We start from the raw sequence: 24,328 nt of genomic DNA on the forward strand, positions 1-24,328 counted from the left end.
CGTTCCCGACTACCAGACGTAGGCGAGGACTTCCCCACCTACGCCCTTCTTGCCTGCCTGCTGACCGGTCAGGAGACCGTGGGACGTGGAGATGATCGCCACGCCCAGGCCGCCGAGGACCTTCGGCAGGTTGGTGGACTTCGCGTACACGCGCAGACCGGGCTTCGAGATCCGCTTGATGCCCGCGATGGAGCGCTCACGGTTCGGCCCGAACTTCAGCTCGAGGACGAGGTTCTTGCCGACCTCGGCGTCCTCGACCTTCCAGCCGGTGATGAAACCCTCCTGCTTGAGGATCTCTGCGATGTGCGACTTGATCTTGCTGTGCGGCATCACGACGGTGTCGTGGTACGCCGAGTTAGCGTTACGCAGACGCGTGAGCATGTCTGCGATCGGGTCAGTCATGGTCATGAAGTGGCCTTCGGCCTCTCTCGCCGGGGTTTCCTGTATGCGCCATCCCTCTCCCCACTCAGTGGCGGGACGGGTGCGGTGCGGGGACCTACGGCGTAGTAAGTCGTTATGGACGGCGGACGCCCAACCCCACAAGCCTACGGCATGCGGGGCAGGGCACCCACCGACCAGATGCTTACCGAGAGTGCCTGGTATTGCCCAAGTCCTTGCGGACGAGGGGGATTTACCAGGAGCTCTTGGTCACGCCCGGCAGCTCGCCACGGTGAGCCATCTCACGAAGGCAGACGCGGCACAGGCCGAACTTGCGGTACACGGAGTGGGGGCGACCGCAGCGCTGGCAGCGGGTGTACGCACGCACACCGAACTTGGGCTTACGGGCAGCCTTCGCGATGAGAGCCTTCTTCGCCATCTCGCTTACGCCTCCTTGAAGGGGAAGCCGAGGTGACGAAGGAGCGCGCGGCCCTCAGCGTCGTTGGTCGCCGTGGTGACCACGGTGATGTCCATACCCCGGGTACGGTCGATCTTGTCCTGGTCGATCTCGTGGAACATGACCTGCTCCGTGAGACCGAAGGTGTAGTTGCCACGGCCGTCGAACTGCTTCGGCGACAGACCACGGAAGTCACGGATACGCGGCAGCGCGAGCGACAGCGTACGGTCCAGGAACTCCCACATGCGGTCACCACGGAGGGTGACGTGGCAGCCGATCGGCTGACCCTCGCGCAGCTTGAACTGCGCGATGGACTTGCGGGCCTTCGTGACGGCCGGCTTCTGACCGGTGATCGTCGTCAGGTCGCGGATGGCGCCGTCGATCAGCTTGGAGTCGCGGGCGGCGTCGCCCACACCCATGTTGACCACGATCTTCACGAGGCCGGGGATCTGCATGACGTTCTCGTAGGAGAACTCCTCACGCAGCTTGCCCGCGATGTCCTCGCGGTACTTCGTCTTGAGACGCGGAGTGGTAGCCATCAGATGTCCTCACCCGTCCGCTTGGCAACGCGGATCTTGTTGCCCTCGTCGTCGAAGCGGTAGCCGACGCGGGTGACGACCTTCTTGCCGTCCTTCTCCACAACCAGCTGAACGTTGCTGACGTGGACCGGGGCCTCGGTGATCACAATGCCACCGGCCTGGTTCTGCGCAGCCTTGGTGTGCTTCTTGACCCGGTTGACACCCTCGACGAGGACACGGTTCTCAGCGGGGAAGGCAACGATGACCTTGCCCTGCTTGCCCTTGTCCTTACCGGTGATGACCTGGACCAGGTCGCCCTTCTTGATCTTCATGCTTACAGCACCTCCGGCGCGAGCGAGATGATCTTCATGAACTTCTTCTCGCGCAGCTCACGGCCGACGGGGCCGAAGATACGGGTGCCGCGAGGGTCGCCGTCGTTCTTCAGAATGACGGCGGCGTTCTCGTCGAAGCGGATGTACGAGCCGTCCTGGCGGCGGCGCTCCTTGACGGTGCGAACGATGACCGCCTTGACGACGTCACCCTTCTTCACGTTGCCACCGGGGATCGCGTCCTTGACGGTGGCGACGATGACGTCACCGATGCCCGCGTAGCGGCGACCGGAGCCACCGAGAACACGGATGCAAAGGATCTCCTTGGCACCAGTGTTGTCGGCGACACGCAGTCGCGACTCCTGCTGGATCACGTCTATCTCCTGTTTGTCTGCCGGTTCCCGGCGGGGGCTTCACTCCTGAGAGCGGAGCCCCCACCGAGCCTGGCGGAACGAATCCGGGGGAAACCCCCCGGACGGATTACTTGGCCTTCTCGAGGATCTCGACGATGCGCCAGCGCTTGCTCGCCGACAGCGGACGCGTCTCCATGATGAGGACGCGGTCGCCGACACCGGCAGCGTTCTGCTCGTCGTGAGCCTTGAGCTTGTTCGTACGGCGGATGACCTTGCCGTACAGGGCGTGCTTCACGCGGTCCTCGACGGCGACGACGACGGTCTTGTCCATCTTGTCGCTGACGACCAGACCCTCACGGGTCTTGCGGAATCCGCGCTCGGTCTTCTCAGTCACGTTGTTCTCGCTCATCAGGCGCTCTCCACCGTCTCGATACCGAGCTCACGCTCGTGCATCAGGGTGTAGATGCGAGCGATGTCCTTACGGACGGACTTGAGCCGGCCGTTGTTCTCCAGCTGACCCGTGGCCGCCTGGAAGCGGAGCTTGAACAGCTCCTCCTTGGCCTCGCGCAGCTTGCCAACGAGCTCCTCGTTGCCGAGCTCACGCAGCTCGGACGCCTTGGTTCCCGTCGCCATCACGACTCACCTGCCTCGCGCCGAACAATCCGGCACTTCATCGGAAGCTTGTGAGCAGCGCGGGTGAGCGCCTCACGAGCAATCTTCTCGTTCGGGTAGGACAGCTCGAACATGACCCGACCCGGGTGCACGTTGGCAATCCACCACTCGGGAGAACCCTTACCGGAACCCATGCGGGTCTCGGCAGGCTTCTTCGTGAGCGGGCGGTCCGGGTAGATGTTGATCCAGACCTTGCCGCCACGCTTGATGTGGCGGGTCATCGCGATACGAGCCGCCTCGATCTGGCGGTTCGTCACGTACGCCGGGGTCAGCGCCTGGATGCCGTACTCGCCGAACGAGACCTCAGTACCGCCCTTGGCCATACCGCGACGCTTCGGGTGGTGCTGCTTGCGGTGCTTGACCCTACGAGGGATCAGCATGTCGGTCAGGCCTCCGTTCCGGTGCTCTCGGCCGGAGCGGCGGCGGGAGCCTCGGCCTTGGGGGCCTCGGCACCAGCAGCCTGCTGCGGCTTGCGGCCACCACGGCCGCCGCGCTCGCCACCGCGGCCACCACGGCCGGCGGGACGCTCGCCAGCGCCACCCGCGCCACGGGCCGGGCGGTTACCCGCACGGGCCGCAGCGTTCTCGGCGCGAACCTCGGCGATGTTCTTGACGTCGCCCTTGTAGATCCAGACCTTCACGCCGATACGGCCGAAGGTGGTCTTGGCCTCGAAGAAGCCGTAGTCCACGTTCGCGCGCAGCGTGTGCAGCGGCACACGACCCTCGCGGTAGAACTCGGACCGGGACATCTCGGCGCCGCCGAGACGGCCACCACACTGGATCTTGATGCCCTTGGCGCCGGCCTTCATCGTGCCCTGCATGCTCTTACGCATGGCGCGACGGAAGGAGACGCGGGAGGAGAGCTGCTCGGCAACGGCCTGAGCAACCAGCTGAGCGTCGAGCTCGGGGTTCTTGACCTCGAGGATGTTCAGCTGGACCTGCTTGCCCGTGAGCTTCTCGAGGTCGCCGCGGATGCGGTCGGCCTCGGCGCCACGGCGGCCGATGACGATGCCCGGACGAGCGGTGTGGATGTCCACACGCACGCGGTCACGGGTGCGCTCGATCTCAACCTTCGAGATGCCGGCGCGCTCCATGCCGGACGTCATCATCCGACGGATGGCGACGTCTTCCTTGACGTAGTCCTTGTACAGCTTGTCGGCGTACCAACGCGACTTGAAGTCGGTGGTGATGCCGAGCCGGAACCCGTGCGGGTTTACCTTCTGGCCCATTACCGGGAACCTTCCTTGCTGCTGACGACCACGGTGATGTGGCTGGTCCGCTTGCGGATCCGGTAGGCACGGCCCTGCGCACGCGGACGGAACCGCTTCAGGGTCGGGCCCTCGTCCACGAACGCCTCGCTGATGAACAGCGAAGAAGCGTCCGGGTGGTTGTAGTTGTGTGCGGCGTTGGCAATGGCGCTGTCCAGCACCTTGCCGACCGGCACGCTCGCGGCCTGCGGGGCGAAACGCAGGACCGCCTGAGCCTCCGTGGCATCCATGCCACGGATAAGGTCCACCACTCGGCGGGCCTTCATGGGCGTGACGCGGATGTACCGCGCCTGGGCCCTGGCTTCCATGGTTGTCCCTTCGGTGTAAGTCATAGTCGTAACCACCCCGCCTTTAGCGGCGCTTCGACTTCCGGTCGTCCTTGACGTGGCCGCGGAAGGTGCGAGTCGGCGAGAACTCGCCGAGCTTGTGGCCGACCATCGACTCGGTGACGAACACCGGGACGTGGGTCTTGCCGTTGTGCACCGCGATGGTGTGACCCAGCATGCTGGGGATGATCATCGAGCGACGGGACCAGGTCTTGATGACGTTCTTGGTGCCGGCTTCGTTCTGGACGTCCACCTTCTTTACGAGGTGGTCGTCGACGAAGGGCCCCTTCTTGAGACTGCGCGGCATCTAAACCCGCTCCTAGCGCTTCTTGTTCGTCTTGCGGCGGCGGACGATGTACTTGCTCGAAGCCTTCTTCGGCGAGCGAGTACGACCCTCCTTCTGACCCCACGGGGAGACCGGGTGGCGACCACCACTGGTCTTGCCCTCACCACCACCGTGCGGGTGGTCAACCGGGTTCATCGCGACACCGCGGACGGACGGGCGAACGCCCTTCCAGCGCATGCGGCCGGCCTTGCCCCAGTTGATGTTCGACTGCTCGGCGTTGCCGACCTCGCCGACCGTGGCGCGGCAGCGGGCGTCGACGAGACGGATCTCGCCGGACGGCATGCGGAGGTGGGCCATGACGCCCTCCTTCGCGAGCAGCTGCACGGAGGCACCAGCGGAGCGGGCGAACTTCGCGCCGCCACCGGGACGGAGCTCGATCGCGTGGATCGTGGTACCGACCGGGATGTTGCGGAGCGCGAGGTTGTTGCCGGGCTTGATGTCGGCCGTCGGGCCGTTCTCAATCCGGTCACCCTGCTGCAGACCGCGCGGCGCGATGATGTAGCGCTTCTCGCCGTCGGCGTAGTGCAGCAGCGCGATGCGCGCGGTGCGGTTGGGGTCGTACTCGATGTGCGCGACCTTGGCCGGCACGCCGTCCTTGTCGTGACGACGGAAGTCGATCACGCGGTAGGCGCGCTTGTGGCCGCCACCCTGGTGTCGAACCGTGATCCGACCGGTGTTGTTACGGCCGCCCTTGCTGTGCAGGGGGCGGACCAGCGACTTCTCCGGCGTGGACCGCGTGATCTCGACAAAGTCGGCGACGCTGGAGCCACGACGGCCCGGGGTCGTCGGCTTGTACTTGCGGATACCCATTTCTCAGTCCTCGTCCGATTCCGGACGACTAGACCTCCGTTAGGAGGCCTGGCCGCCGAAGATGTCGATACGGTTGCCCTCGGCAAGGGTCACGATGGCGCGCTTGGTGTTCGCACGCTTGCCGAAACCGGTCTTGGTGCGCTTGCGCTTACCCTGACGGTTGATCGTGTTGACCCCGGTGACCTTGACCGAGAAGACCGCCTCGACGGCCTGCTTGATCTGGGTCTTGTTGGCGCCGGGCGCGACGATGAACGTGTACTTGTTCTCGTCCAGCAGCGCGTAGCTCTTCTCCGAGACAACCGGCTTGATCAGCAGGTCGCGCGGGTCGGTGAAGGTCTTGCTGGTAACGGTCGCCTCAGACATCAGGCGTCGCTCCCTTCGGTCTCGTCGGCCTTGGGGCCAGACACGAAGGACTCGAGCGCGGCCTGGGTGAAGACCACGTCGTCAGAGACGATCACGTCGTACGTGTTCAGCTGGCCCGGCTCCAGGATGTGAACCTGGGGCAGGTTGCGGGCGGACAGCCACGCGGCCTCGTCGGCACGCTCGACGACCAGGAGCAGGTTCTTGCGCTCCGAGATCTTGCCGAACAGCGTCTTGGCGGCCTTCGTGGAGGCGGCACCCTCGACCACGCCGGTGACGACGTGGATGCGGGAGTGACGCGCACGGTCCGAGAGGGCACCGCGGAGGGCGGCGACCTTCATCTTCTTGGGGGTCCGCTGCGAGTAGTCACGCGGCTGCGGGCCGTGGACGACGCCACCGCCTGCGAACTGCGGAGCGCGGGTCGAACCCTGACGGGCGCGGCCGGTGCCCTTCTGGCGGTACGGCTTGCGGCCACCACCACGGACTTCGCCACGGGTCTTGGTCTTGTGCGTGCCCTGACGGGCAGCAGCCAGCTGAGCGACAACGACCTGGTGGATCAGCGGAACGCTGGTCTTCGCGTCGAAGATCTCCGCGGGGAGCTCGACGGTACCGGCCTTGTCGCCTGCCGGCGAAAGGATGTCAATGGTGCTCATTACCTCAAGCCCCCTTGGCCGCGGTACGGACCAGGACGAGGCCGCCGTTCGGACCGGGGACCGCGCCCTTGATGAGCAGCAGACCCTTCTCCGCGTCAACCGCGTGGATGGTCAGGTTCTGGGTGGTGACGCGCTCGTTACCCATGCGACCGGCCATGCGCATGCCCTTGAAGACACGCCCAGGGGTGGCACAGCCACCGATCGAACCGGGGGAGCGGTGCTTGCGCTGCACACCGTGACCGGCGCCGAGGCCCCGGAAGTTGTGCCGCTTCATGACACCGGCGAAGCCCTTGCCCTTGCTGTTGCCCGTGACGTCAACCTTGACGCCGGACTCGAACACCTCAGCAGTGATCTCCTGGCCGAGCGTGTACTCGCTGGCGTCGGAGGTGCGGAGCTCCACCAGGTGGCGGCGGGGGGTCACGTCGGCCTTGGCGAAGTGGCCCTTGAGGGGCTTGTTCACCTTGCGCGGGTCGATCTCGCCGAAGGCGATCTGGACCGACTCGTAGCCGTCGATGTCGTTCGTACGGACCTGGGTAACGACGCAGGGCCCGGCCTTGACAACGGTCACCGGGACGACACGGTTGTTCTCGTCCCAGACCTGGGTCATGCCGAGCTTCTCGCCCAGGACGCCCTTGATCTGCTTTGCCATCTTCTCGACGCCTCTCAGAGCTTGATCTCGATGTCAACGCCGGCCGGAAGGTCCAGGCGCATCAGCGAGTCAACGGTCTTGGGCGTCGGGTCGAGGATGTCGATCAGGCGCTTGTGCGTGCGCATCTCGAAGTGCTCGCGCGAGTCCTTGTACTTGTGCGGCGACTTGATGACGCAGTACACGTTCTTCTCAGTGGGCAGCGGCACCGGGCCCGCGACCGACGCACCAGTGCGCGTCACCGTCTCGACGATCTTCTTCGCCGAGGAATCGATGACCTCGTGGTCGTAGGCCTTGAGCCGGATGCGGATCTTCTGTCCCGCCATGGCTACTCCGTAGTCCTGTCTCTGTGTGGAAACGCTCTGGCTCCCGGCTGGCTGCGGAACGGATCCCGCGGCCTCTCCTCCGACCCACGCGGTCGGGCGTGTCGCACTCCCTCTACAGAAAATTCCCATACGGAAATTCCCTCGTCCAAGGGGGTGCGGTCCCTGTGACCGCGTTTCGGGGGAGAAACACCCACCGAGCGCCTGGTGGGCACCGTGCTGACACTTCCCAGAAGATTCCCGTACGTCCGCCCTCATTGCTGCCCCGAGAGGCAGATTAAGGACGACGAGTACTGTGGGACTCGCTTCCGGTCCTCCCGGCGGGAGGCGCGCAGCATCGGCACTCAGCCGAGCAACTTGAGTAGTCTGCCATACGAGGCACGTACCTGGCTAATCGGGCCGAAGAGAATACCCCGCCACGCTCCGTGGTCAAACCGCACCGCGCGCATTGCCGCCGGTACGGCCGAGAGGCCCCGCACCATCCGGTGCGGGGCCTCTCGGATCCGGCGAAGCGCCAGGTCAGATCACTTGCTGAAGTACCCCGTGATGTCCGCGATCAGGTCCACGGCGCCGGAGTGGTTGTAGAAGCTGACCTTCCCGTCAACGACCGGGACGATCACCAGGTTCGGGATCGTCTGGCCCGCCGTGAAGTTCAGGTTCGAGGCGCTGGGGCGCGCCGTTCCGCTCGGGAACACCGAAACGAAGCTGGACTGCGTCGGGTTCGTCGCCGTCACGTTCAGTACGACCGAGGTGACCCCGGTGGACGGGATCCCGTCGACGCCCGCGAGCTGGAGGGTGACGACGCTGCCGCCGGCCACCTTCGCCTGCGGCACGCCCAGGCCCTCACGGGTGTCCATCAGGCGCTTCGGACCGATGTTGGTGTGCGTCGAGCCCGTGGCGCTGTCCGAGAAGTAGCCGGTGATGTCCGCGATGAGGTCCACGGTGCCGGAGTGGTTGTAGAAGCTGACCTTCCCGTCAATGACCGGGACGACCACCAGGTTCGGGATCGTCTGGCCCGCCGTGAAGTTCAGGTTCGACGCGCTGGAGCGGACCGCGGTCGTGTCGCCCGGGTAGACCGACACGAAGCTGTTCGCGGTCGGGTTCGTCGCCGTCACGTTCAGCACGACCGCCTTGGCCCCGGTGACCGGGATGCTGAGGCTGACCGCGGTGCCGCCGGCGACCTTCGCCCGGGGGACGCCCAGGCCCTCACGGGTGTCCATCAGGCGCGTCGGCCCGTAGCTGGTCTGCGTGGCGCCCTCACCGCTGGAGGTGAAGTAGCCGGTGATGTCGGCGATCAGGTCGACGGTGCCCGAGTGGTTGTAGAAGCTGACCTTCCCGTCAACGACCGGGACGACCACCAGGTTCGGGATCGTCTGGCCCGCCGTGAAGTTCAGGTTCGACGCGTCCGAGCGGGGGGTCCCGCTCGGGAACACCGACACGAAGCTGTTCGCCGTCGGGTTCGTCGCCGTCACGTTCAGCACCACCGCGGTGACACCGCTGGCGGGGATGCCGCCGGCGCCCGCCACCGGCAGGGTCACGACGCCGCCTCCGGGGACCTTCGCCTGCGGGACGCCCAGGCCCTCACGGGTGTCCATCAGGCGCTTGGGGCTGACCGGGACGAACTTGACGGCCTTGACCTCCGCCACGACGGTGACCGGGAGGCTGGTGGCCACCTTGCCGTTCGTCGTGGTCGCCCGCACCTGGAGCTGGTGGCTGCCGAGGGCCAGCGAGGTGGAGACCGTACGGGCGGTGCCGTTGGTGGTCGCGACCGGCTTGTCGTCCACCAGCAGCTCGAACTTGGTCACCAGGGCGCTCGCCGTGCTGGTGGCGAAGCCGAGGGAGACGGGACCGGGGGTCTCGAAGGAGGAGCCCGGCTGGGCCGGCGCCCCGTTCACGGAGGTGACCTTCAGCTGGGCCGCGGGGCCCGACGTGCGGAGCTGTTCCAGCTGCGGGTAGAGCGAGTTGCCCGGGCACTGGGTGTTGAAGCCGTCCCGGTGACCCGAGAGGGTCTTGAACTCGTAGGACTGCCCGGCGGTGAAGCTCTTGCCGAAGTAGTTCGTCTGGGTGGCGCCGGCGGTCAGCGTCGTCGTGCCGTTCATGTCGCCGTCGTACTGGCCCAGCTTGTAGGCGGCGACCTTCGAGATGGAGTCGAGGGCGGCGGCCGAGGCCCCCGCGTTCGTGTAGTCACCAAGGACGGACACGCTCGTCGACTGGGAGTTCCAGCCGTAGGCGTGCGCGCCCATCACGGGCTGGTCGACACCGCCCTGACGGCCCTCGAAGAGCGTGCCGCACTTGTCGACCAGGAAGTTGTAGCCGATGTCCCGCCACTTCTGGATCTTCACGTGGTACTCGTGGATACCCCGGACGATGGCCGCCGACTCGGTGCACTCGTACGGCGCGGAGGCCGCGGTGTGGTGGACGAAGGCCGCCTTGATCTTGCCTTCGGGGAGGTAGACCGGGCCCTCGTTGTTCAGGCTCTCGTCGGCACCCCACGCGACCCGGGAGACGATCTCGGGCTTGGGCGCCGTCGAGGCCGGTCCGGGGACGGTCGGGGGCTGGGCGGGCGTCGGCGGAACGGGGTCCACCGCCGGAGCGGCGAAGGCCGCCGGCTCGGCGTTGAGCTCACCCTTCTTCTTCTTGGTCGAGCTCGCGGAACCCGGGTCCACCAGGTTCAGCTCCAGTCCGGCGGGGAGCGCGGTGGCGGCCGCGTCTCCACCCACCCGGACCTCGACCCCGTCCGACAGGCCGACCCAGACGGGCTCCGTGGCGCCGCGGAGCCCGGGGCGCTTGCCGTCGAGGGTCGCCTTGGCCTGCTCCAGCTCGATCCAGCCCGACCACTTGCCGGTCTTCGCGTTCCGGGTGCGGGCCTCGATGGAGCCCTTCACGTCGGCCGCCGGGTCCGTCCAGGAGACGCCCAGGAGGCCGAAGGGCTCCGTGTCCTGCTGGGAGACGACGGCCTTGCCGCTCCCCTTCGGCTTCAGCGCGAACTTGTGGACCTTGCCGTCCACCGGCCCCCGCGCCTTGCCGGCAGCGCTGTAGCGCTGCAGTTCCTTGTCGTCCAGGGAATCCGTGCCGAACCCGTTGGCAGCGCCCTGGAATCCGAGCACTGCTACGACACCCAGCGCGGCAGCCAGCGCCGTACCGCGCGCACGACCAAGTCTCAAGTTGTTCCCCAACCCCTGTGTTGCGAACTCATCCACGTGACACCACTGATCGGCCGGATGCTACTGGCTCACGTTTTCGAGTGGTCCACCGGGGTCCCCCTGGGGCGCCGTCAATGGCGGCGCCCCAGGGGGTCAGGGGTCACGGGTCAGGGGTCAGGGGGTTGATCAGCCGCGGCGCCAGATCACGTACGCGTGCTCCCGGACTTCCCGGTCGATGTGCCAGCCAGCCGGAACGTTCTTCCAGCTGTCGGCGGCCGGAGCCTTGGGGTCGAGGAGGGCGAGCACGGCGACGTTGGCCTCGGCCGGCGGAGCCTCGTTCTTGATCAGAGAGCGGGTCCAGACCCGGCCGTCGATCATCTCGAAGCCCAAGGTCACCCGGGTCTCCCAGCGGAAGGCCCGATCCATCACCAGCCGGTCGCCGGGCCGCAGGCCGGCCGTGTCGAGGAATCCGGTGCCGTCGTTGTAGCGCCACTTCGTGTTGGGCACCGTGACGTGCTCGGTGATGGCGACGGTCCCCCAGCCGGCGAACACCGCCAGAACCACCCCGGCGGCGCCCGTGGCGAGCGCCGCTCGGCGGGTGCCGCCGAGCAGCCGCAGCGCCAGCAGGACGGCGAACACGATCAGGGCGACCGCGGTGGTGCGCGCCGCGTGGAAGTGCTCCCAGTCCTTCGACCACAGGCTGGAGAGGAAGGTCGCGTCGGGCAGGCCCCACAGGATGAACCAGGACTTGTGGAACTCCTTGCCGGCCATGTGGATCAGCACCGCCGTGAGCGCCAGCGTCACGCCGGCGGCGGCCGCGCCGAGCGCGACGATCTTCTTCCAGCCGCGGACGTGGTACAGCACCGCCGCCGCGACCAGTACGTACACCGGGACCAGCAGGGACAGGTAGCGGGCGTAGACGATGGTGTCGATCCGGTGGTCGTTGGGCAGGCCGGCGGCCGCCGCCAGGGCGATCCCGCCCAGCAGCGCGACCATCAGGAAGGCCACCACGCGGTTCGCCCGGGTGAAGCGCGAGCTGAACACCGCGCACACGCAGACCACCAGGGTCAGTGCGCCCAGGCCCCAGGTGGAGGTCATGAAGTACCACAGGTGGCCGATCATCCGCATGAAGGTGCGGCGCATCAGGCGGGTGTTCTCGAGTGTCTCGAGGACGGCGTTGCCGACCTCGCTCGGCTTGGCGCCGTCGATCCGCGCCATCAGCCAGGCGGTCATCAGCTGCTTGATGACGAACATCGTCGCCAGCACGGCGAACGCCAGCAGGGTGGCGATCCTGGGTGCCCAGTTGAGGACCAGCGCCGCCAGCAGCACGACAGCGGTCAGCGCGATGATCACGCCGCCGCGGTCGTGGGTGAGCAGGCAGTATCCGGCGGCGAAGGCGGCCAGCAGGCCGAACCAGATCCGGCGGCGCCGGTCGCCCTCGGAGAACAGACCGTGCACGCCGATCAGCCAGAGCAGCACCAGGACCGGCAGCGGGGTGTCGGCCATCGCGAACTGCGAGTAGAAGACCACGGGCGGCACGAGCACCGCGGCGGTGGCGACGACGTACGAAACCGGCCGGGACACGTTCAGCCGGCGCAGCGCCCAGTACGCCACGAACAGCACGAGGCAGCTGATCAGGGCGTTGATGCCCATGATCAGGTGGTAGGCGTGCACCGGGTCCTGGGTGACCCGCAGAGCGGGCGAGATGAGCAGCGCGTAGCCGCCCGGGAGGACCTGGTCGTTGGGGATCTCCGTGGTCGACCGGCCGGCCATGATCCTGGCCATCACCAGGTACATCGACTCGTCCGGGCTGACCGTCGGGTAGTCCTGCCTGGTGACCAGCGACAGCCGGAACAGCACGTTGAGCACGTATCCGATGGCCAGCGCCGACGGCACCACCCAGCGGGCGTGCCACCACCCGGGCCGGGGGGTACGGCTGTCCGCCGGGGAGTCCCCGGCGGTCCGGTCGGCCTCCGGATCGACGGAGGACATGGGTGCCAGTCGCGTCATGACAGGTCACACTTCCGTGAGATGCCCGTTGAGTACGGGGGCGGTGGTGCGGCGCGGCGCGGCGCCCCGCAGGGTCAGCAGCATCGCGGCGGCGGTGGCCAGCGAGCCGATCGCGTAGGCGAGGCCCACCCGCAGGGCGATGTCGCCGGGGAGCAGCGTGATGGCGAGCAGGACCGCGGTGCCGAACACCCAGCAGACCAGCTGTGCCCGGTGCTTGTGCAGCACCATCTGGGCCTGGCCGAGCACCATCGCCAGCATGTAGCAGGTCGTCCCGACGGCGAACCACAGGAAGTCGACGCGGCCGAGCTCACCGGTCGCGGCACCGAACAGGACCTCGATGAGCCAGGGGCCGATCAGCACGGCGGGGACGCCGCCGAGGGCTCCGAGGCCGAGCACCACCAGGCAGGTCTTGCGGAGCATCCGGGCGAAGCCCCGGCGGTCGCCGGTGGCCACCGCGGTGGACAGGCCGGAGAGCAGCGAGGCCTGCAGCGAGCCGAAGACGAACAGCGGCACCCGGGCCAGTACCAGGGCGCTGAGCAGGCCCGCGATCAGCTCGGTGCGGGTCGGTTCGAGCAGCTGGGTGCTCATCACCGCCGCGTTCACCACCACCTGGGCCAGCAGGGTGGAGGCGATCAGCGGCCCGATACCGCGGACCAGCTGCCCCGTGCGGATCGCGCTGCCGGGGCGCGCGGCGGCCAGCGTCGGGAGGAGCGTGAGCAGCAGGGCGACGAGCGGCGCCACGACGAGGATCAGGCTGAAGGCGAGCGCCGAGTGCAGGCCGGCGGCGGCGCAGACGAAGGCCAGCGCGATCCGCAGGCCGCCGTCGAGCGCGAGCTGGGAGCCGTACGCGGTGAACCGGCCGGCTCCGGCCAGGATGCCCCGGGTGACGTAGCACAGGGCCATCCCGACGAAGGCGCCACCGAGCACGGCGACCAGTTGGAGGTCTCCGTGGAAGAGCCGGTCGGCGAGCGGCCGGGCGAAGGCGGCGAGCGCCCCGAGCACCACGGCGAGGATGCCTACGGTCAGCAGTCCCGCCTTGCGGAGCACGGGGGCGGCGCCCTCACCGCGCACCGCGCGGGCGGCGACGATCCGGGTGAGCTCCTGCTCGACCGGGAAGAACAGGCCGATCCCGAGGGACATCACCAGGGTCCACAGCACCGAGACGCCGGCCATGTCGGCCTTGGAAAGGCTGTGTCCGGCCACCGCGAGGTGGATGTAGGAGGCGGCGCCGAGCACGGCGGTGCCCCCCGCGACCATGGTGGTCCCGGGGGGCAGCGCCTTCAGCAGTTTCGTGATCGGGTTCATCGAGGAGCTTTCGACAGCCGCACGGTCACCGTGTGGCGTGGCGCAGCATGGCGCTGACACCGGGCCGGCCGGCGTGCTTGACGGCGCCGGGCAGCAGGGTGAGGGCGTGCAGCCGCGAGGAGAGGTGCAGTCGGGAGACCTTGGCGGCACGCGGCCAGCCGTGCCGGGCCAGGCGGTCGGCGGTCTCCACGAAGAAGCGCTTGGCCTCCTCGAAGCGGTGGCCGGTGTAGGCCTTGGCCGAGGACTCGCTCCCGGCGTGCCGGCGGTAGCTGAAGCAGACCTCGGGCGTGGTGGCCAGGGTCTCCCCCGCCACCAGCAGGTCGACGACCAGGGCGAGGTCCTGGATCACGCCCAGGTCGGCGCGGAAGCCGAAGCGCTTGACCGCCTCGGTGCGCCAGCAGATCGACGGGAAGTACAGCCAGTTGCCGCGCAGCAGGCTGGCGGCCAGCTCCTCGCCGCCGAGCAGGGCCCGGCCCGGGCCCTTGGGGGCGTACAGCTTGCGCTTGGTCCGGTCGACCAGGGTGTCGTACTCCTGGCCGTCGGTGCCGATCACCCTGACGCCCGGCTGGATCATCGCGGCGGCCGGCTCGCGGCCGGCCGCTGCCCGCACCACCTGGAGGTAGTTCGGGTGCATGAGGTCGTCGCAGCCCATGAGGACCAGGTACTCGTACTCGGCGAGCTCGACGCAGCGGTTGAAGTTGCCGGTCACCCCGAGGTTGTGCTCGTTGCGGAAGTAGCGGACCCGGGGGTCGGCCAGTTCCTCGAACCACTCGGGGACCCCCGGCTCGCGGCCGTCGTCGACGACGGTGAGCCGCCAGTCTTCGCCGTCCTGGGCCAGGACGCTGCGGACCGCGTCCTGCATCAGCGCGACGTCGCCGTAGTAGGGCAACAGGATCTCGAAACGCGACATCGTTCTCCGTCTAGGCCTTGGTCAGCTCGTGGCCGAGCAGCTTGGCGGTGCGCTGCTGGAAGGCGACGTACGCGGGGGAGCCGGGCACGAACGCCTTCAGCTCCTTGGGCATCCGGCGGATCATGGCGAGCAGCAGCACCAGGCCGGCCCGGGTGAGGTAGACCATCGCCCTGAACGGCGACGCGCTCGGGCGGCCGGTGGTGCGTTCCCGCATGGCCACGGGGATCTGGCGCACGGTGAAGCCGGAGCGGGCCGCGCCCACCATGGACTCGATGGTGTCACCGAGGTACTCCACGGGGTACCAGCGCGCGAAGAACTCTATGAGGGGCCGGTTGCAGGCGCGGAAGCCGGAGGTGGTGTCGGTGAGCTTGGTCCGGGTGATGCGCGAGAGCACCACGGACAGCAGCTTCATCGCCCACTTGCGCGGGCCGCCCACCTGGTAGTCGCCGTCACCGGCGAACCGGGCGCCTATCACGAGGTCCGCGTCGCCGGTGGCGAGCCGCTCCAGCAGCGCCGGTACGTACGCCGGGTCGTGCTGGCCGTCGGCGTCCACCTGGATCGCCACGTCGTAGCCGTGCTGCTGCGCGTAGCGGTAGCCGAGCCGCATGGCGCCGCCCACGCCGAGGTTGAACGGCAGCTGGGCGACGGCCGAACCGGCCGCCCGGGCCACCTCGGCGGTGTTGTCCGCCGAGCCGTCGTCGACCACCAGGGTGTCGACGTAGGGCAGTTGCTCCTGGATCTCGCGCAGGACGGAGGGCAGGCCCTCTTCCTCGTTCCAGGCGGGAAGAATGATCAGAACGCGACGACCGTCGTTCACGAGTTCACCTGTGCCTCGATGGCGCCGGAGTCCTCCGTGCGCGGCGACGTGCTGGGGTAACCGCCCTGCTGGACGAGGTGCGCGCGGATCAGCGCGACGTCCTCCGCGAGGGTGCGGGTCTCGGCCTCCAGCCGGCTGGTCTCCCAGCTGAGGTGCAGGCTGACCAGCAGGACCAGCACGAAGCCGACGAACAGCACCAGGCTCGCGCCGGACGCCACGCCGAGGGCTCTGGCCGCCGGGTCCAGCAGGTCGGGGACGAACCCGACCGGCGCGACCAGCAACCCGATGGCGAGCCATATCGCTGCGTACTTCTCCCGCAATTGCTGGCGGCGCAGCAGCTCAAGGATGTACCCCAGCACCAGCACACCGGTGATGGAGGTCAGAACGGAGAGTTGCACAGCGGACGGCGCCTTTCGCGCGAAGGGGCCAACGTCTTTGTGGGACAAGCATATGGCACCTGTTGACGCCGACAGGATCGGGGAGAATGCCTCCCCGACCCCACCGGATGACGTTCTTGCGAAGGCCACCAGCCTCGCTTGCTCAGCCCTTCGAGGGAAGTCCCAGCAGGTCGGCGAAGGCCGGCCGGGCGAGCGCCTCGGCGAGCTGGACCCGCCACTCGGCCAGCGGCTCCATCCCGGCCGCCGACCAGCGGTCGTGACCAAGGACACTGAACGCCGGGCGGACGGCGGGACGTACGAACGCCTCGGAGGTGGTCGGACGGATCCGCTCCGGGTCGAGTCCGCCCAGCCGGTAGGCCTCGCGGGCCAGCCCGAACCAGGTGGTCCGGCCGCTCGCGGTGCCGTGGTAGACACCACCCGGGGCCCGGCCCACCAGCGCGGCCAGGCCGAGCTCGACCAGGCGGCGGGCCAGCGCGTAGGACCAAGTGGGCTGGCCGTGCTGGTCGTCGACCACGTCGAGGGTGTCCCGCTGGGCGGCCAGCTTCAGCATGGTGGCGACGAAGTTCGGCCCGTGCTCGCCGTACAGCCAGGCGGTCCGCACGACGTAGCCGTCCTGCGGCAGCAGCTCGGCTACGGCCTGCTCGCCGACCAGCTTGGTCCGGCCGTAGGCGTTGACCGGGCCGGTCTCGGCGTCCTCGGGGTACGGCTGCGAGGCGTCGCCGGGCAGCACGTAGTCGGTGGAGACGTGCAGCAGGCGCGCACCGGCGGCGGCGCAGGCCGCGGCGAGGACGCGTACGCCGGTGCCGTTGACGGCGGTGGCGGCTTCCTCGGCGGTCTCGGCACCGTCCACGTCGGTCCAGGCGGCGCAGTTGACGACCACGGCGATGCCCTCGACCGCGGCGCGGACCGCGGCCGGGTCGGTGATGTCGAGGTCGGCGCGGCGCAGGCCGACGGCCTCGATACCGGCGTCCTCCAGGACGGCCAGGACGTCCTGGCCGAGCATCCCGGCGGCGCCGGTGACGAGCCAGCGCGCGGCCGTGGTGTCGACGGTCACTTCTGCAGCGCTGCCTTCACCTTGAGGGGCTCCCACCAGGCGCGGTTCTCGCGGTACCAGTCGATGGTGGCCTTGATGCCGTCCTCGAAGGTGACCTGCGGGGCGTAGCCCAGCTCGGCGCCGATCTTGCTGATGTCGATGGAGTAGCGGAGGTCGTGGCCCTTGCGGTCCTCGACCTGCTCGACCATCTCCCAGCCGAGGCCGGCGGCCTCCAGCAGGACGCCGGTGAGCTCCTTGTTGGTGAGCTCGGTGCCGCCGCCGATGTTGTAGACCTCGCCGGCGCGGCCCTTGCGCATCGCCAGGTCGATGCCGCGGCAGTGGTCGGAGACGTGCAGCCAGTCGCGGACGTTGCCGCCGTTGCCGTACAGCGGGACCTTCTTGCCGTCCATCAGGTTCGAGACGAACAGCGGGATGACCTTCTCCGGGAACTGGTAGTGCCCGTAGTTGTTGGAGCAGCGGGTGACCACCACGTCCATGCCGTGGGTGCGGTGGTAGGCCAGCGCCAGCAGGTCGGACGACGCCTTGGACGCGGAATAGGGGGAGTTCGGCACCAGCGGCCACTCCTCCGTCCAGGAGCCCTCGCTGATCGAGCCGTAGACCTCGTCGGTGGAGATGTGGACGAAGCGGCCGACGCCGTGCTTGCGGGCGGAGTCCAGCAGGACCTGGGTGCCCACGACGTTGGTCATCACGAACGGGCCCGCGCCGGCGATCGAACGGTCCACGTGGGACTCGGCGGCGAAGTGCACGACGACGTCGTGGCCGGCCATGACCTGGTCGACGGCCTCGGCGTCGCAGATGTCGCCCTTGACGAAGGTGTAGCCGGGGTGGTCCGCGACCGGCGCCAGATTCGCCTCGACGCCGGAGTAGGTCAGCTTGTCGAAGACCGTGATCCGGGCCGTGGCATCTGCGGCGAGCTGCTGGCGGACGAATTCTGAACCGATGAAGCCGGCGCCGCCGGTCACGAGGATGCGCATAATACGAAGAGTCTAGCGGCCTGCTGAACGTCACATTCCCTTGGCTCGGCTCCCCCGCACGCTCTCGCATAGGGTTCACCCATGCGTGGAATCCTTTTGGCCGGTGGCACCGGATCGCGACTCTGGCCGTTGACCCGGGCAGTCTCGAAGCAGCTGCTGCCCGTCTTCGACAAGCCGATGATCTATTACCCCCTTTCCACCCTGGTGATGGCGGGTATCAGCGAAATCCTGATCATCACCACCCCGGAAGACCGCGACCAGTTCGAGCGACTGCTCGGTGACGGTTCGCAGTTCGGCCTGCGGCTGGAGTACGCCGTCCAGGAGCGCCCGGAGGGCATCGCCCAGGCGTTCGTCCTCGGCGCCGACTTCATCGGTGACGAGTCCGTCGCGCTGATCCTCGGCGACAACATCTTCCACGGCAGTGGCCTCGGCACCCGCCTCGCCCAGCACACCGGCGCCAAGGGCGGCCGGGTGTTCGCGTACCCGGTGGCCGACCCGACGGCGTACGGCGTGGTCGAGTTCGACGAGAACGGCCAGGCCATCTCCATCGAGGAGAAGCCGGTCAAGCCCAAGTCCCGCTACGCGGTGCCGGGCCTCTACTTCTACGACAACCAGGTCGTCGAGATCGCCCGCGGCCTGAAGCCCAGTGCCCGCGGCGAGCTGGAGATCACCGCGGTCAACGACGCGTACCTCCAGGCCGGCGAGCTGAACGTCACCATCCTCGACCGCGGTACCGCCTGGCTGGACACCGGCACCTTCGTCTCGATGGTCCAGGCCTCCGAGTTCGTCCGCGTGATCGAGGAGCGCCAGGGCTTCAAGATCGGCTGCATCGAGGAAGCGGCCTGGCGGGCCGGCCTGATCGACTCCGCGCAACTGCGCGCGCTCGCCGAGCCGCTGACGAAGAGCGGCTACGGCGACTACCTGCTGACGCTGCTGGACGAGGAGGAAGCGCGATGAAGTTCCGCGAGCTCTCCATAGAGGGGGCCTTCGAGGTCACCCCGCAGCTGCACGGCGACCCCCGCGGCCTGTTCACCGAGTGGTACCGCTTCGACCGGCTGGCCGAGGTCGTCGGTCACCCGCTGAACCTGGCGCAGGCCAACCTCTCGGTCTCCGCCGCGGGCGTGGTCCGCGGCATCCACTTCGCCGACGTGCCGCGCGGCCAGGCCAAGTACGTGACCTGCGTGCGCGGCGCCGTGCTCGACGTCATCGTGGACCTCCGGGTCGGCTCCCCCACCTTCGGGACGTGGGAAGGCGTGCGCCTCGACGACGTGGACCGCCGCGCGGTCTACATCCCCGAGGGCCTCGGCCACGGCTTCTGCGCGCTGAGCGACGACGCCACGCTGTCGTACCTCTGCTCGGAGACGTACAACCCGACCGGCGAGCACTCGGTGCACCCGCTCGACGCCGACCTGGGCATCGAGTGGCCGGCCGACGTCCCGCAGCTGTCCGCCCGCGACGAGGCCGCCCCGTCGCTGGCCGACGCCCTCGCGACCGGGCTGCTGCCCGACTACGCGGCCTGCAAGGAGTTCACCGAGTCGCTCCGCGTGAACTGATCCGTCTCCGCCGTACGAGAAGAGGGCCGCACCCCGCCCAGGGGGTGCGGCCCTCTTCTCGTACCCGGCCGCCCCGAGCGCCCGGCCCCGTACGAGGCGGCGCCCGGCACGCCGAAGGGCCCCGCCCCACCGCCGAGGCGGTGGGCCGGGGCCCTTCAGTGCAACTTGGTGCCCGATGAACGAGCTACCAGGTCAGAGCACGAAATTACTTCGTGATCTTGGTGACCTGGCCGGCGCCCACGGTACGACCACCCTCACGGATGGCGAACTTCAGGCCCTCCTCCATGGCGACCGGCTGGATCAGCTCGACCGACATCTCGGTGTTGTCGCCCGGCATGACCATCTCGGTACCCTGCGGGAGGGTCACGACGCCGGTCACGTCCGTGGTACGGAAGTAGAACTGCGGGCGGTAGTTGTTGAAGAAGGGGGTGTGACGGCCACCCTCGTCCTTCGACAGGATGTAGGCCTGGGCCTCGAAGTTGGTGTGCGGCGTGACCGAGCCCGGCTTGATGATGACCTGGCCGCGCTCGACGTCCTCGCGCTTGATGCCACGGAGGAGCAGACCGACGTTCTCGCCCGCCTGGCCCTCGTCGAGGAGCTTGCGGAACATCTCGATGCCGGTGACCGTGGTGGTGGTCTTCTCCGGACGGATACCGATGATGTCGACGGTCTCGTTGACCTTCAGGACACCACGCTCGATACGGCCGGTGACGACCGTACCGCGACCGGTGATCGTGAAGACGTCCTCGACGGGCATGAGGAACGGCTTCTCGGTGTCACGCGGCGGGGTCGGGATGGCCTCGTCGACGGCAGCCATGAGGCCGAGAAGCTTCTCGCCCCACTCCTTGTCGCCCTCGAGGGCCTTCAGCGCGGAGACGCGGACGACCGGCAGGTCGTCGCCCGGGAACTCGTACTCGGAGAGCAGCTCACGGACCTCGAGCTCGACGAGCTCCAGGATCTCCTCGTCGTCCACCATGTCGGCCTTGTTCAGGGCGACGACGATGTAGGGGACGCCGACCTGGCGGGCCAGGAGCACGTGCTCCTTGGTCTGCGGCATCGGGCCGTCGGTGGCGGCGACCACGAGGATCGCGCCGTCCATCTGCGCGGCACCGGTGATCATGTTCTTGATGTAGTCCGCGTGACCCGGGCAGTCGACGTGGGCGTAGTGACGCGCCTCGGTCTGGTACTCGACGTGCGCGATGGAGATGGTGATACCGCGCTGGCGCTCCTCAGGAGCCTTGTCGATCTGGTCGAAGGCCGAGGCCTCGTTCAGGTCCGGGTACGCGTCGTGCAGCACCTTGGTAATGGCGGCCGTGAGGGTCGTCTTACCGTGGTCAATGTGACCGATGGTGCCGATGTTGACGTGCGGCTTAGTCCGCTCGAACTTCGCCTTCGCCACGGGGGTCCTCCTGGAGAGTGGTTCTGTACGCCTTACAGATCGGCGCCAGGTGATCTTTGCTGGAAAGCCGGCCGGTCCCCGGGGCAACGGGAGTGTTGCTCCTGTTGCCCCAGAGGCTGCCGGTGACAAGCCTAAAGCGTGTACTCGGAAGAGTTACTCGCCCTTGGCCTTCGCGATGATCTCCTCAGCGACGTTCCGGGGAACCTCGGCGTAGGAGTCGAACTGCATCGAGTAGCTGGCGCGACCCGAGGTCTTGCTGCGGAGGTCTCCGACGTAGCCGAACATCTCCGAAAGGGGCACGAGGCCCTTCACGACGCGAGCGCCGTGACGCTCCTCCATGGCCTGGATCTGGCCACGGCGGGAGTTGATGTCGCCGATGACGTCACCCATGTAGTCCTCGGGCGTGGTGACCTCTACGGCCATCATCGGCTCGAGGAGCACGGGAGAAGCCTTGCGCGCGGCCTCCTTGAAGGCCTGCGAACCGGCGATCTTGAACGCGAGCTCGGAGGAGTCGACCTCGTGGTAGCCACCGTCGAGAAGCGTGACGCGAACGCCCGTCATCTCGTAGCCGGCCAGGATGCCGAACTGCATGGCCTCCTGCGCACCGGCGTCCACCGAAGGGATGTACTCCTTCGGCACGCGGCCACCGGTGACCTTGTTCACGAACTCGTACGCCGGACCGTCGGTCTCGGTGATGGGCTCGATCGCGATCTGCACCTTGGCGAACTGACCGGTACCACCGGTCTGCTTCTTGTGGGTGTAGTCGTGACGCTCGACGGCCTTGCGGATCGTCTCGCGGTACGCGACCTGCGGCTTGCCGACGTTGGCCTCGACCTTGAACTCGCGCTTCATACGGTCGACCAGCACCTCGAGGTGCAGCTCGCCCATACCGCCGAGGATGGTCTGGCCGGTCTCCTCGTCCGAGTGAACGTGGAAGGAGGGGTCCTCCTCCGCGAGACGCTGGATGGCGACACCCAGCTTCTCCTGGTCACCCTTGGACTTGGGCTCGATGGCGACCTGGATGACCGGAGCCGGGAAGTCCATGGACTCCAGGATCACGGGTGCCTTGTCGTCACACAGCGTCTCACCGGTGGTGGTCTGCTTCAGGCCCATGACGGCGACGATGTCACCGGCGCCCACCGCGTCGATCTCTTCACGCTTGTTGGCGTGCATGCGGTAGATCTTGCCGATGCGCTCCTTCTTGCCCTTGACGGAGTTCAGCACCGCAGTGCCGGCCTCCAGGCGGCCCGAGTAAACCCGGACGAAGGTGAGCTTGCCCAGGTGCGGGTCGCTCATGATCTTGAACGCGAGCGCGGCGAGGGGCTCCTCGTCGGACGGCTTGCGCTTCACGACCGTCTCGGCGTCGCGGACGTCGTGGCCCTCGATGGCCTCGATGTCCAGCGGCGACGGCAGGTAGCGGACGACGGCGTCGAGCAGGGGCTGGACGCCCTTGTTCTTGAACGCCGTGCCACAGAACACCGCGGTGATCGTGGGCTCGCCCTTGCCCTTGCCGGAGCCGAGGATGATGCGACGGACGGCGGCGTGCAGCTGCTCCACGGACGGCTCGTCGCCGTTGAGGAAGAGCTCCATGATCTCGTCGTCGTTCTCGGCGACGGTCTCGACGAGCTTCCCGCGCCACTCTTCAGCGGCCTCGGTGTGCGTGTCGGGGATGTCGACGATGTCGTACATCTCGCCCTTGGTCGCCTCGGCGGACCAGACGAACGCCTTCATGGTGACCAGGTCGACGACGCCCTGGAAGTCGGCCTCGGCACCGATCGGGAGCTGCATGACGATCGGAACCGCACCGAGGCGGTCCTTGATCATGTCGACACAGCGGTGGAACTCGGCACCGGTACGGTCGAGCTTGTTGACGAAGCAGATGCGCGGCACGCCGTAGCGGTCCGCCTGACGCCAAACGGTCTCGGACTGCGGCTCCACACCGGCGACACCGTCGAACACGGTGACAGCGCCGTCGAGGACGCGGAGCGAACGCTCCACCTCGACGGTGAAGTCCACGTGACCCGGGGTGTCGATGATGTTGATGGTGTGGTCGACGTCCTCGAGCGGCCAGTGGCAGGTCGTCGCGGCGGACGTGATCGTGATGCCGCGCTCCTGCTCCTGCTCCATCCAGTCCATCGTGGCAGCGCCGTCGTGGACTTCACCGATCTTGTAAGACACACCGGTGTAGAACAGGATGCGCTCGGTGGTGGTCGTCTTGCCCGCGTCGATGTGAGCCATGATGCCGATGTTGCGCACCTTGGCCAGGTCAAGCGAAGTGGTAGCCATATCGGCTCAGTCTTCTCTCGGTCTCGATGTGGGTTGGGACTACCAGCGGTAGTGCGCGAAGGCCTTGTTGGACTCGGCCATCTTGTGCGTGTCCTCGCGCTTCTTGACAGCAGCGCCAAGACCGTTGGAGGCGTCGAGCAGCTCGTTCATGAGGCGCTCGGTCATGGTCTTCTCACGACGGGCGCGGGAGTAACCCACGAGCCAGCGGAGGGCCAGGGTCGACTGGCGACCCGGCTTGACCTCGACGGGGACCTGGTAGGTCGCGCCACCGACACGGCGGGACTTGACCTCGAGGGACGGCTTGACGTTCTCCAGCGCGCGCTTCAGCGTGATGACCGGGTCGTTGCCGGTCTTCTCGCGGAGGCCTTCCATGGCGCCGTAAACGATGCGCTCGGCGGTGGAGCGCTTGCCGTTCAGGAGGATCTTGTTGATGAGCGAGGTCACCAGAGGAGATGCGTAGACCGGGTCGATGATGACCGGGCGCTTCGGGGCGGGGCCCTTACGAGGCATTCTTACTTCTCCTTCTTGGCGCCGTAGCGGCTGCGGGCCTGCTTGCGGTTCTTGACAGCCTGGGTGTCAAGCGCACCGCGGATGATCTTGTAGCGAACACCCGGCAGGTCCTTCACACGGCCACCACGCACGAGCACGATCGAGTGCTCCTGCAGGTTGTGTCCCTCACCCGGAATGTAAGCGGTGACCTCGATGCCAGAGGTCAGACGCACACGCGCGACCTTACGCAGCGCCGAGTTCGGCTTCTTCGGGGTGGTCGTGAACACACGCGTGCAGACGCCGCGACGCTGGGGCGAAGCCTCGAGCGCGGGGGTCTTTGTCTTCTCGACCTTGTCCTGCCGGCCCTTACGGACCAGCTGCTGGATCGTAGGCACTACTTCTCCGGTTTCTGTGTGCCGTGTAGTGAAACTAACCTGGAACTCCCCCGACCCACGCGGTCGGGTGTGTCGAATACTGCACGCTCTCACCGAGGTGAGGCCGAAGCAGATTGCGGTGTGATCTTCTCGGCTCTCCGCGGCGTCTGATGCACAC

30 protein-coding genes are annotated in these 24,328 nt (G+C 67.7%); 2 read left to right on the forward strand and 28 right to left on the reverse strand.

What is annotated here, in order from left to right; translation table 11 throughout:
- Positions 1–9: 9 nt before the first annotated feature.
- The 24 genes from rpsH to rfbB all read right to left on the reverse strand — a co-directional run bounded on the left by rpsH (position 10) and on the right by rfbB (position 18,049).
- Positions 10–408, reverse strand: coding sequence for a 30S ribosomal protein S8 (rpsH, locus tag ACZ4TV_RS01460; RefSeq protein ID WP_007265911.1), 399 nt, complete (start codon positions 406–408; stop codon positions 10–12).
- A gap of 223 nt (positions 409–631) precedes the next feature.
- Complete coding sequence (locus tag ACZ4TV_RS01465; RefSeq protein WP_003956452.1) at positions 632–817, reverse strand: type Z 30S ribosomal protein S14; 186 nt, start codon at positions 815–817, stop codon at positions 632–634.
- Between the two features lie 5 nt (positions 818–822).
- On the reverse strand, positions 823–1,374 hold the full coding sequence (gene rplE, locus ACZ4TV_RS01470; RefSeq protein WP_030154702.1) for a 50S ribosomal protein L5: 552 nt from the start codon (positions 1,372–1,374) through the stop codon (positions 823–825).
- Complete coding sequence (gene rplX, locus ACZ4TV_RS01475; protein ID WP_150258782.1) at positions 1,374–1,685, reverse strand: 50S ribosomal protein L24; 312 nt, start codon at positions 1,683–1,685, stop codon at positions 1,374–1,376. The genes rplE and rplX overlap by 1 nt, the downstream gene beginning before the upstream one ends.
- Before the next feature lie 2 nt (positions 1,686–1,687).
- Complete coding sequence (gene rplN / locus ACZ4TV_RS01480) at positions 1,688–2,056, reverse strand: 50S ribosomal protein L14 (protein WP_003956455.1); 369 nt, start codon at positions 2,054–2,056, stop codon at positions 1,688–1,690.
- Positions 2,057–2,162: 106 nt separating this feature from the next.
- Positions 2,163–2,444, reverse strand: a complete 282-nt coding sequence (gene rpsQ, locus ACZ4TV_RS01485) for a 30S ribosomal protein S17 (protein WP_030008467.1) — start codon at positions 2,442–2,444, stop codon at positions 2,163–2,165.
- Positions 2,444–2,668, reverse strand: a complete 225-nt coding sequence (rpmC, locus tag ACZ4TV_RS01490) for a 50S ribosomal protein L29 (protein WP_008739703.1) — start codon at positions 2,666–2,668, stop codon at positions 2,444–2,446. The genes rpsQ and rpmC overlap by 1 nt, the downstream gene beginning before the upstream one ends.
- Positions 2,668–3,087, reverse strand: coding sequence for a 50S ribosomal protein L16 (rplP, locus tag ACZ4TV_RS01495; protein WP_030026326.1), 420 nt, complete (start codon positions 3,085–3,087; stop codon positions 2,668–2,670). Before rplP ends, rpmC begins: the two co-directional genes overlap by 1 nt.
- Positions 3,088–3,092: 5 nt before the next feature.
- Complete coding sequence (gene rpsC, locus ACZ4TV_RS01500) at positions 3,093–3,935, reverse strand: 30S ribosomal protein S3 (protein ID WP_468129475.1); 843 nt, start codon at positions 3,933–3,935, stop codon at positions 3,093–3,095.
- Positions 3,935–4,282 (reverse strand): 50S ribosomal protein L22, encoded by a 348-nt coding sequence (rplV, locus tag ACZ4TV_RS01505; RefSeq protein WP_136213228.1) that lies wholly within the window; start codon positions 4,280–4,282, stop codon positions 3,935–3,937. The genes rpsC and rplV overlap by 1 nt, the downstream gene beginning before the upstream one ends.
- Positions 4,283–4,325: 43 nt before the next feature.
- Positions 4,326–4,607 (reverse strand): 30S ribosomal protein S19, encoded by a 282-nt coding sequence (rpsS, locus tag ACZ4TV_RS01510; RefSeq protein ID WP_008739713.1) that lies wholly within the window; start codon positions 4,605–4,607, stop codon positions 4,326–4,328.
- Between the two features lie 12 nt (positions 4,608–4,619).
- Complete coding sequence (rplB, locus tag ACZ4TV_RS01515) at positions 4,620–5,456, reverse strand: 50S ribosomal protein L2 (RefSeq protein ID WP_030388860.1); 837 nt, start codon at positions 5,454–5,456, stop codon at positions 4,620–4,622.
- A 39-nt stretch (positions 5,457–5,495) separates the two neighbouring features.
- Positions 5,496–5,819, reverse strand: coding sequence for a 50S ribosomal protein L23 (gene rplW / locus ACZ4TV_RS01520; RefSeq protein ID WP_007265901.1), 324 nt, complete (start codon positions 5,817–5,819; stop codon positions 5,496–5,498).
- Positions 5,819–6,469, reverse strand: coding sequence for a 50S ribosomal protein L4 (gene rplD / locus ACZ4TV_RS01525; RefSeq protein ID WP_031152736.1), 651 nt, complete (start codon positions 6,467–6,469; stop codon positions 5,819–5,821). Before rplD ends, rplW begins: the two co-directional genes overlap by 1 nt.
- 4 nt (positions 6,470–6,473) lie before the next feature.
- The gene (rplC, locus tag ACZ4TV_RS01530) at positions 6,474–7,118 is read right to left on the reverse strand and encodes a 50S ribosomal protein L3 (RefSeq protein WP_007265899.1); all 645 of its coding nucleotides are present in this window, start codon (positions 7,116–7,118) and stop codon (positions 6,474–6,476) included.
- A 14-nt stretch (positions 7,119–7,132) separates the two neighbouring features.
- Positions 7,133–7,441: a 30S ribosomal protein S10 gene (rpsJ, locus tag ACZ4TV_RS01535; protein ID WP_003948644.1), complete on the reverse strand. Its 309-nt coding sequence runs from the start codon at positions 7,439–7,441 to the stop codon at positions 7,133–7,135.
- A 521-nt stretch (positions 7,442–7,962) separates the two neighbouring features.
- Complete coding sequence (locus ACZ4TV_RS01540; RefSeq protein ID WP_468129478.1) at positions 7,963–10,545, reverse strand: N-acetylmuramoyl-L-alanine amidase; 2,583 nt, start codon at positions 10,543–10,545, stop codon at positions 7,963–7,965.
- 222 nt (positions 10,546–10,767) lie between these two features.
- Positions 10,768–12,591 (reverse strand): hypothetical protein, encoded by a 1,824-nt coding sequence (locus ACZ4TV_RS01545; protein ID WP_468129480.1) that lies wholly within the window; start codon positions 12,589–12,591, stop codon positions 10,768–10,770.
- A gap of 6 nt (positions 12,592–12,597) precedes the next feature.
- Positions 12,598–13,896: a lipopolysaccharide biosynthesis protein gene (locus ACZ4TV_RS01550; protein WP_468129482.1), complete on the reverse strand. Its 1,299-nt coding sequence runs from the start codon at positions 13,894–13,896 to the stop codon at positions 12,598–12,600.
- 25 nt (positions 13,897–13,921) lie between these two features.
- Positions 13,922–14,806, reverse strand: a complete 885-nt coding sequence (locus ACZ4TV_RS01555; protein WP_468129484.1) for a glycosyltransferase family 2 protein — start codon at positions 14,804–14,806, stop codon at positions 13,922–13,924.
- A 10-nt stretch (positions 14,807–14,816) separates the two neighbouring features.
- Positions 14,817–15,623, reverse strand: coding sequence for a glycosyltransferase family 2 protein (locus ACZ4TV_RS01560; RefSeq protein ID WP_468129486.1), 807 nt, complete (start codon positions 15,621–15,623; stop codon positions 14,817–14,819).
- The gene (locus tag ACZ4TV_RS01565; protein ID WP_468129488.1) at positions 15,620–16,021 is read right to left on the reverse strand and encodes a DUF2304 family protein; all 402 of its coding nucleotides are present in this window, start codon (positions 16,019–16,021) and stop codon (positions 15,620–15,622) included. The genes ACZ4TV_RS01560 and ACZ4TV_RS01565 overlap by 4 nt, the downstream gene beginning before the upstream one ends.
- A gap of 142 nt (positions 16,022–16,163) precedes the next feature.
- The gene (rfbD, locus tag ACZ4TV_RS01570; protein ID WP_468129490.1) at positions 16,164–17,075 is read right to left on the reverse strand and encodes a dTDP-4-dehydrorhamnose reductase; all 912 of its coding nucleotides are present in this window, start codon (positions 17,073–17,075) and stop codon (positions 16,164–16,166) included.
- On the reverse strand, positions 17,072–18,049 hold the full coding sequence (gene rfbB, locus ACZ4TV_RS01575) for a dTDP-glucose 4,6-dehydratase (protein WP_468129492.1): 978 nt from the start codon (positions 18,047–18,049) through the stop codon (positions 17,072–17,074). The genes rfbD and rfbB overlap by 4 nt, the downstream gene beginning before the upstream one ends.
- Before the next feature lie 81 nt (positions 18,050–18,130).
- On the opposite strand from rfbB, the gene rfbA reads away from it, so the two are divergent.
- Together rfbA and rfbC are read left to right on the forward strand one after the other, a co-directional pair.
- On the forward strand, positions 18,131–19,006 hold the full coding sequence (gene rfbA, locus ACZ4TV_RS01580) for a glucose-1-phosphate thymidylyltransferase RfbA (protein WP_468129494.1): 876 nt from the start codon (positions 18,131–18,133) through the stop codon (positions 19,004–19,006).
- Complete coding sequence (gene rfbC, locus ACZ4TV_RS01585) at positions 19,003–19,602, forward strand: dTDP-4-dehydrorhamnose 3,5-epimerase (RefSeq protein WP_468129496.1); 600 nt, start codon at positions 19,003–19,005, stop codon at positions 19,600–19,602. The genes rfbA and rfbC overlap by 4 nt, the downstream gene beginning before the upstream one ends.
- A gap of 205 nt (positions 19,603–19,807) precedes the next feature.
- On the opposite strand, the gene tuf is transcribed toward rfbC, so the two are convergent.
- The 4 genes from tuf to rpsL form a co-directional block, all read right to left on the reverse strand.
- Complete coding sequence (gene tuf, locus ACZ4TV_RS01590) at positions 19,808–21,001, reverse strand: elongation factor Tu (RefSeq protein ID WP_468129498.1); 1,194 nt, start codon at positions 20,999–21,001, stop codon at positions 19,808–19,810.
- Between the two features lie 153 nt (positions 21,002–21,154).
- Positions 21,155–23,287 carry an elongation factor G gene (gene fusA, locus ACZ4TV_RS01595; RefSeq protein ID WP_362583059.1) on the reverse strand — a complete coding sequence of 711 codons (2,133 nt, stop codon included), beginning with the start codon at positions 23,285–23,287 and terminating at the stop codon, positions 21,155–21,157.
- 39 nt (positions 23,288–23,326) lie between these two features.
- Positions 23,327–23,797 carry a 30S ribosomal protein S7 gene (gene rpsG / locus ACZ4TV_RS01600; protein WP_007265894.1) on the reverse strand — a complete coding sequence of 157 codons (471 nt, stop codon included), beginning with the start codon at positions 23,795–23,797 and terminating at the stop codon, positions 23,327–23,329.
- Between the two features lie 2 nt (positions 23,798–23,799).
- Positions 23,800–24,171: a 30S ribosomal protein S12 gene (gene rpsL / locus ACZ4TV_RS01605; RefSeq protein WP_007265893.1), complete on the reverse strand. Its 372-nt coding sequence runs from the start codon at positions 24,169–24,171 to the stop codon at positions 23,800–23,802.
- Between the last annotated feature and the right edge of the window lie 157 nt (positions 24,172–24,328).

The sequence above is a fragment of the Streptomyces sp. NPDC028910 genome (assembly GCF_055564955.1).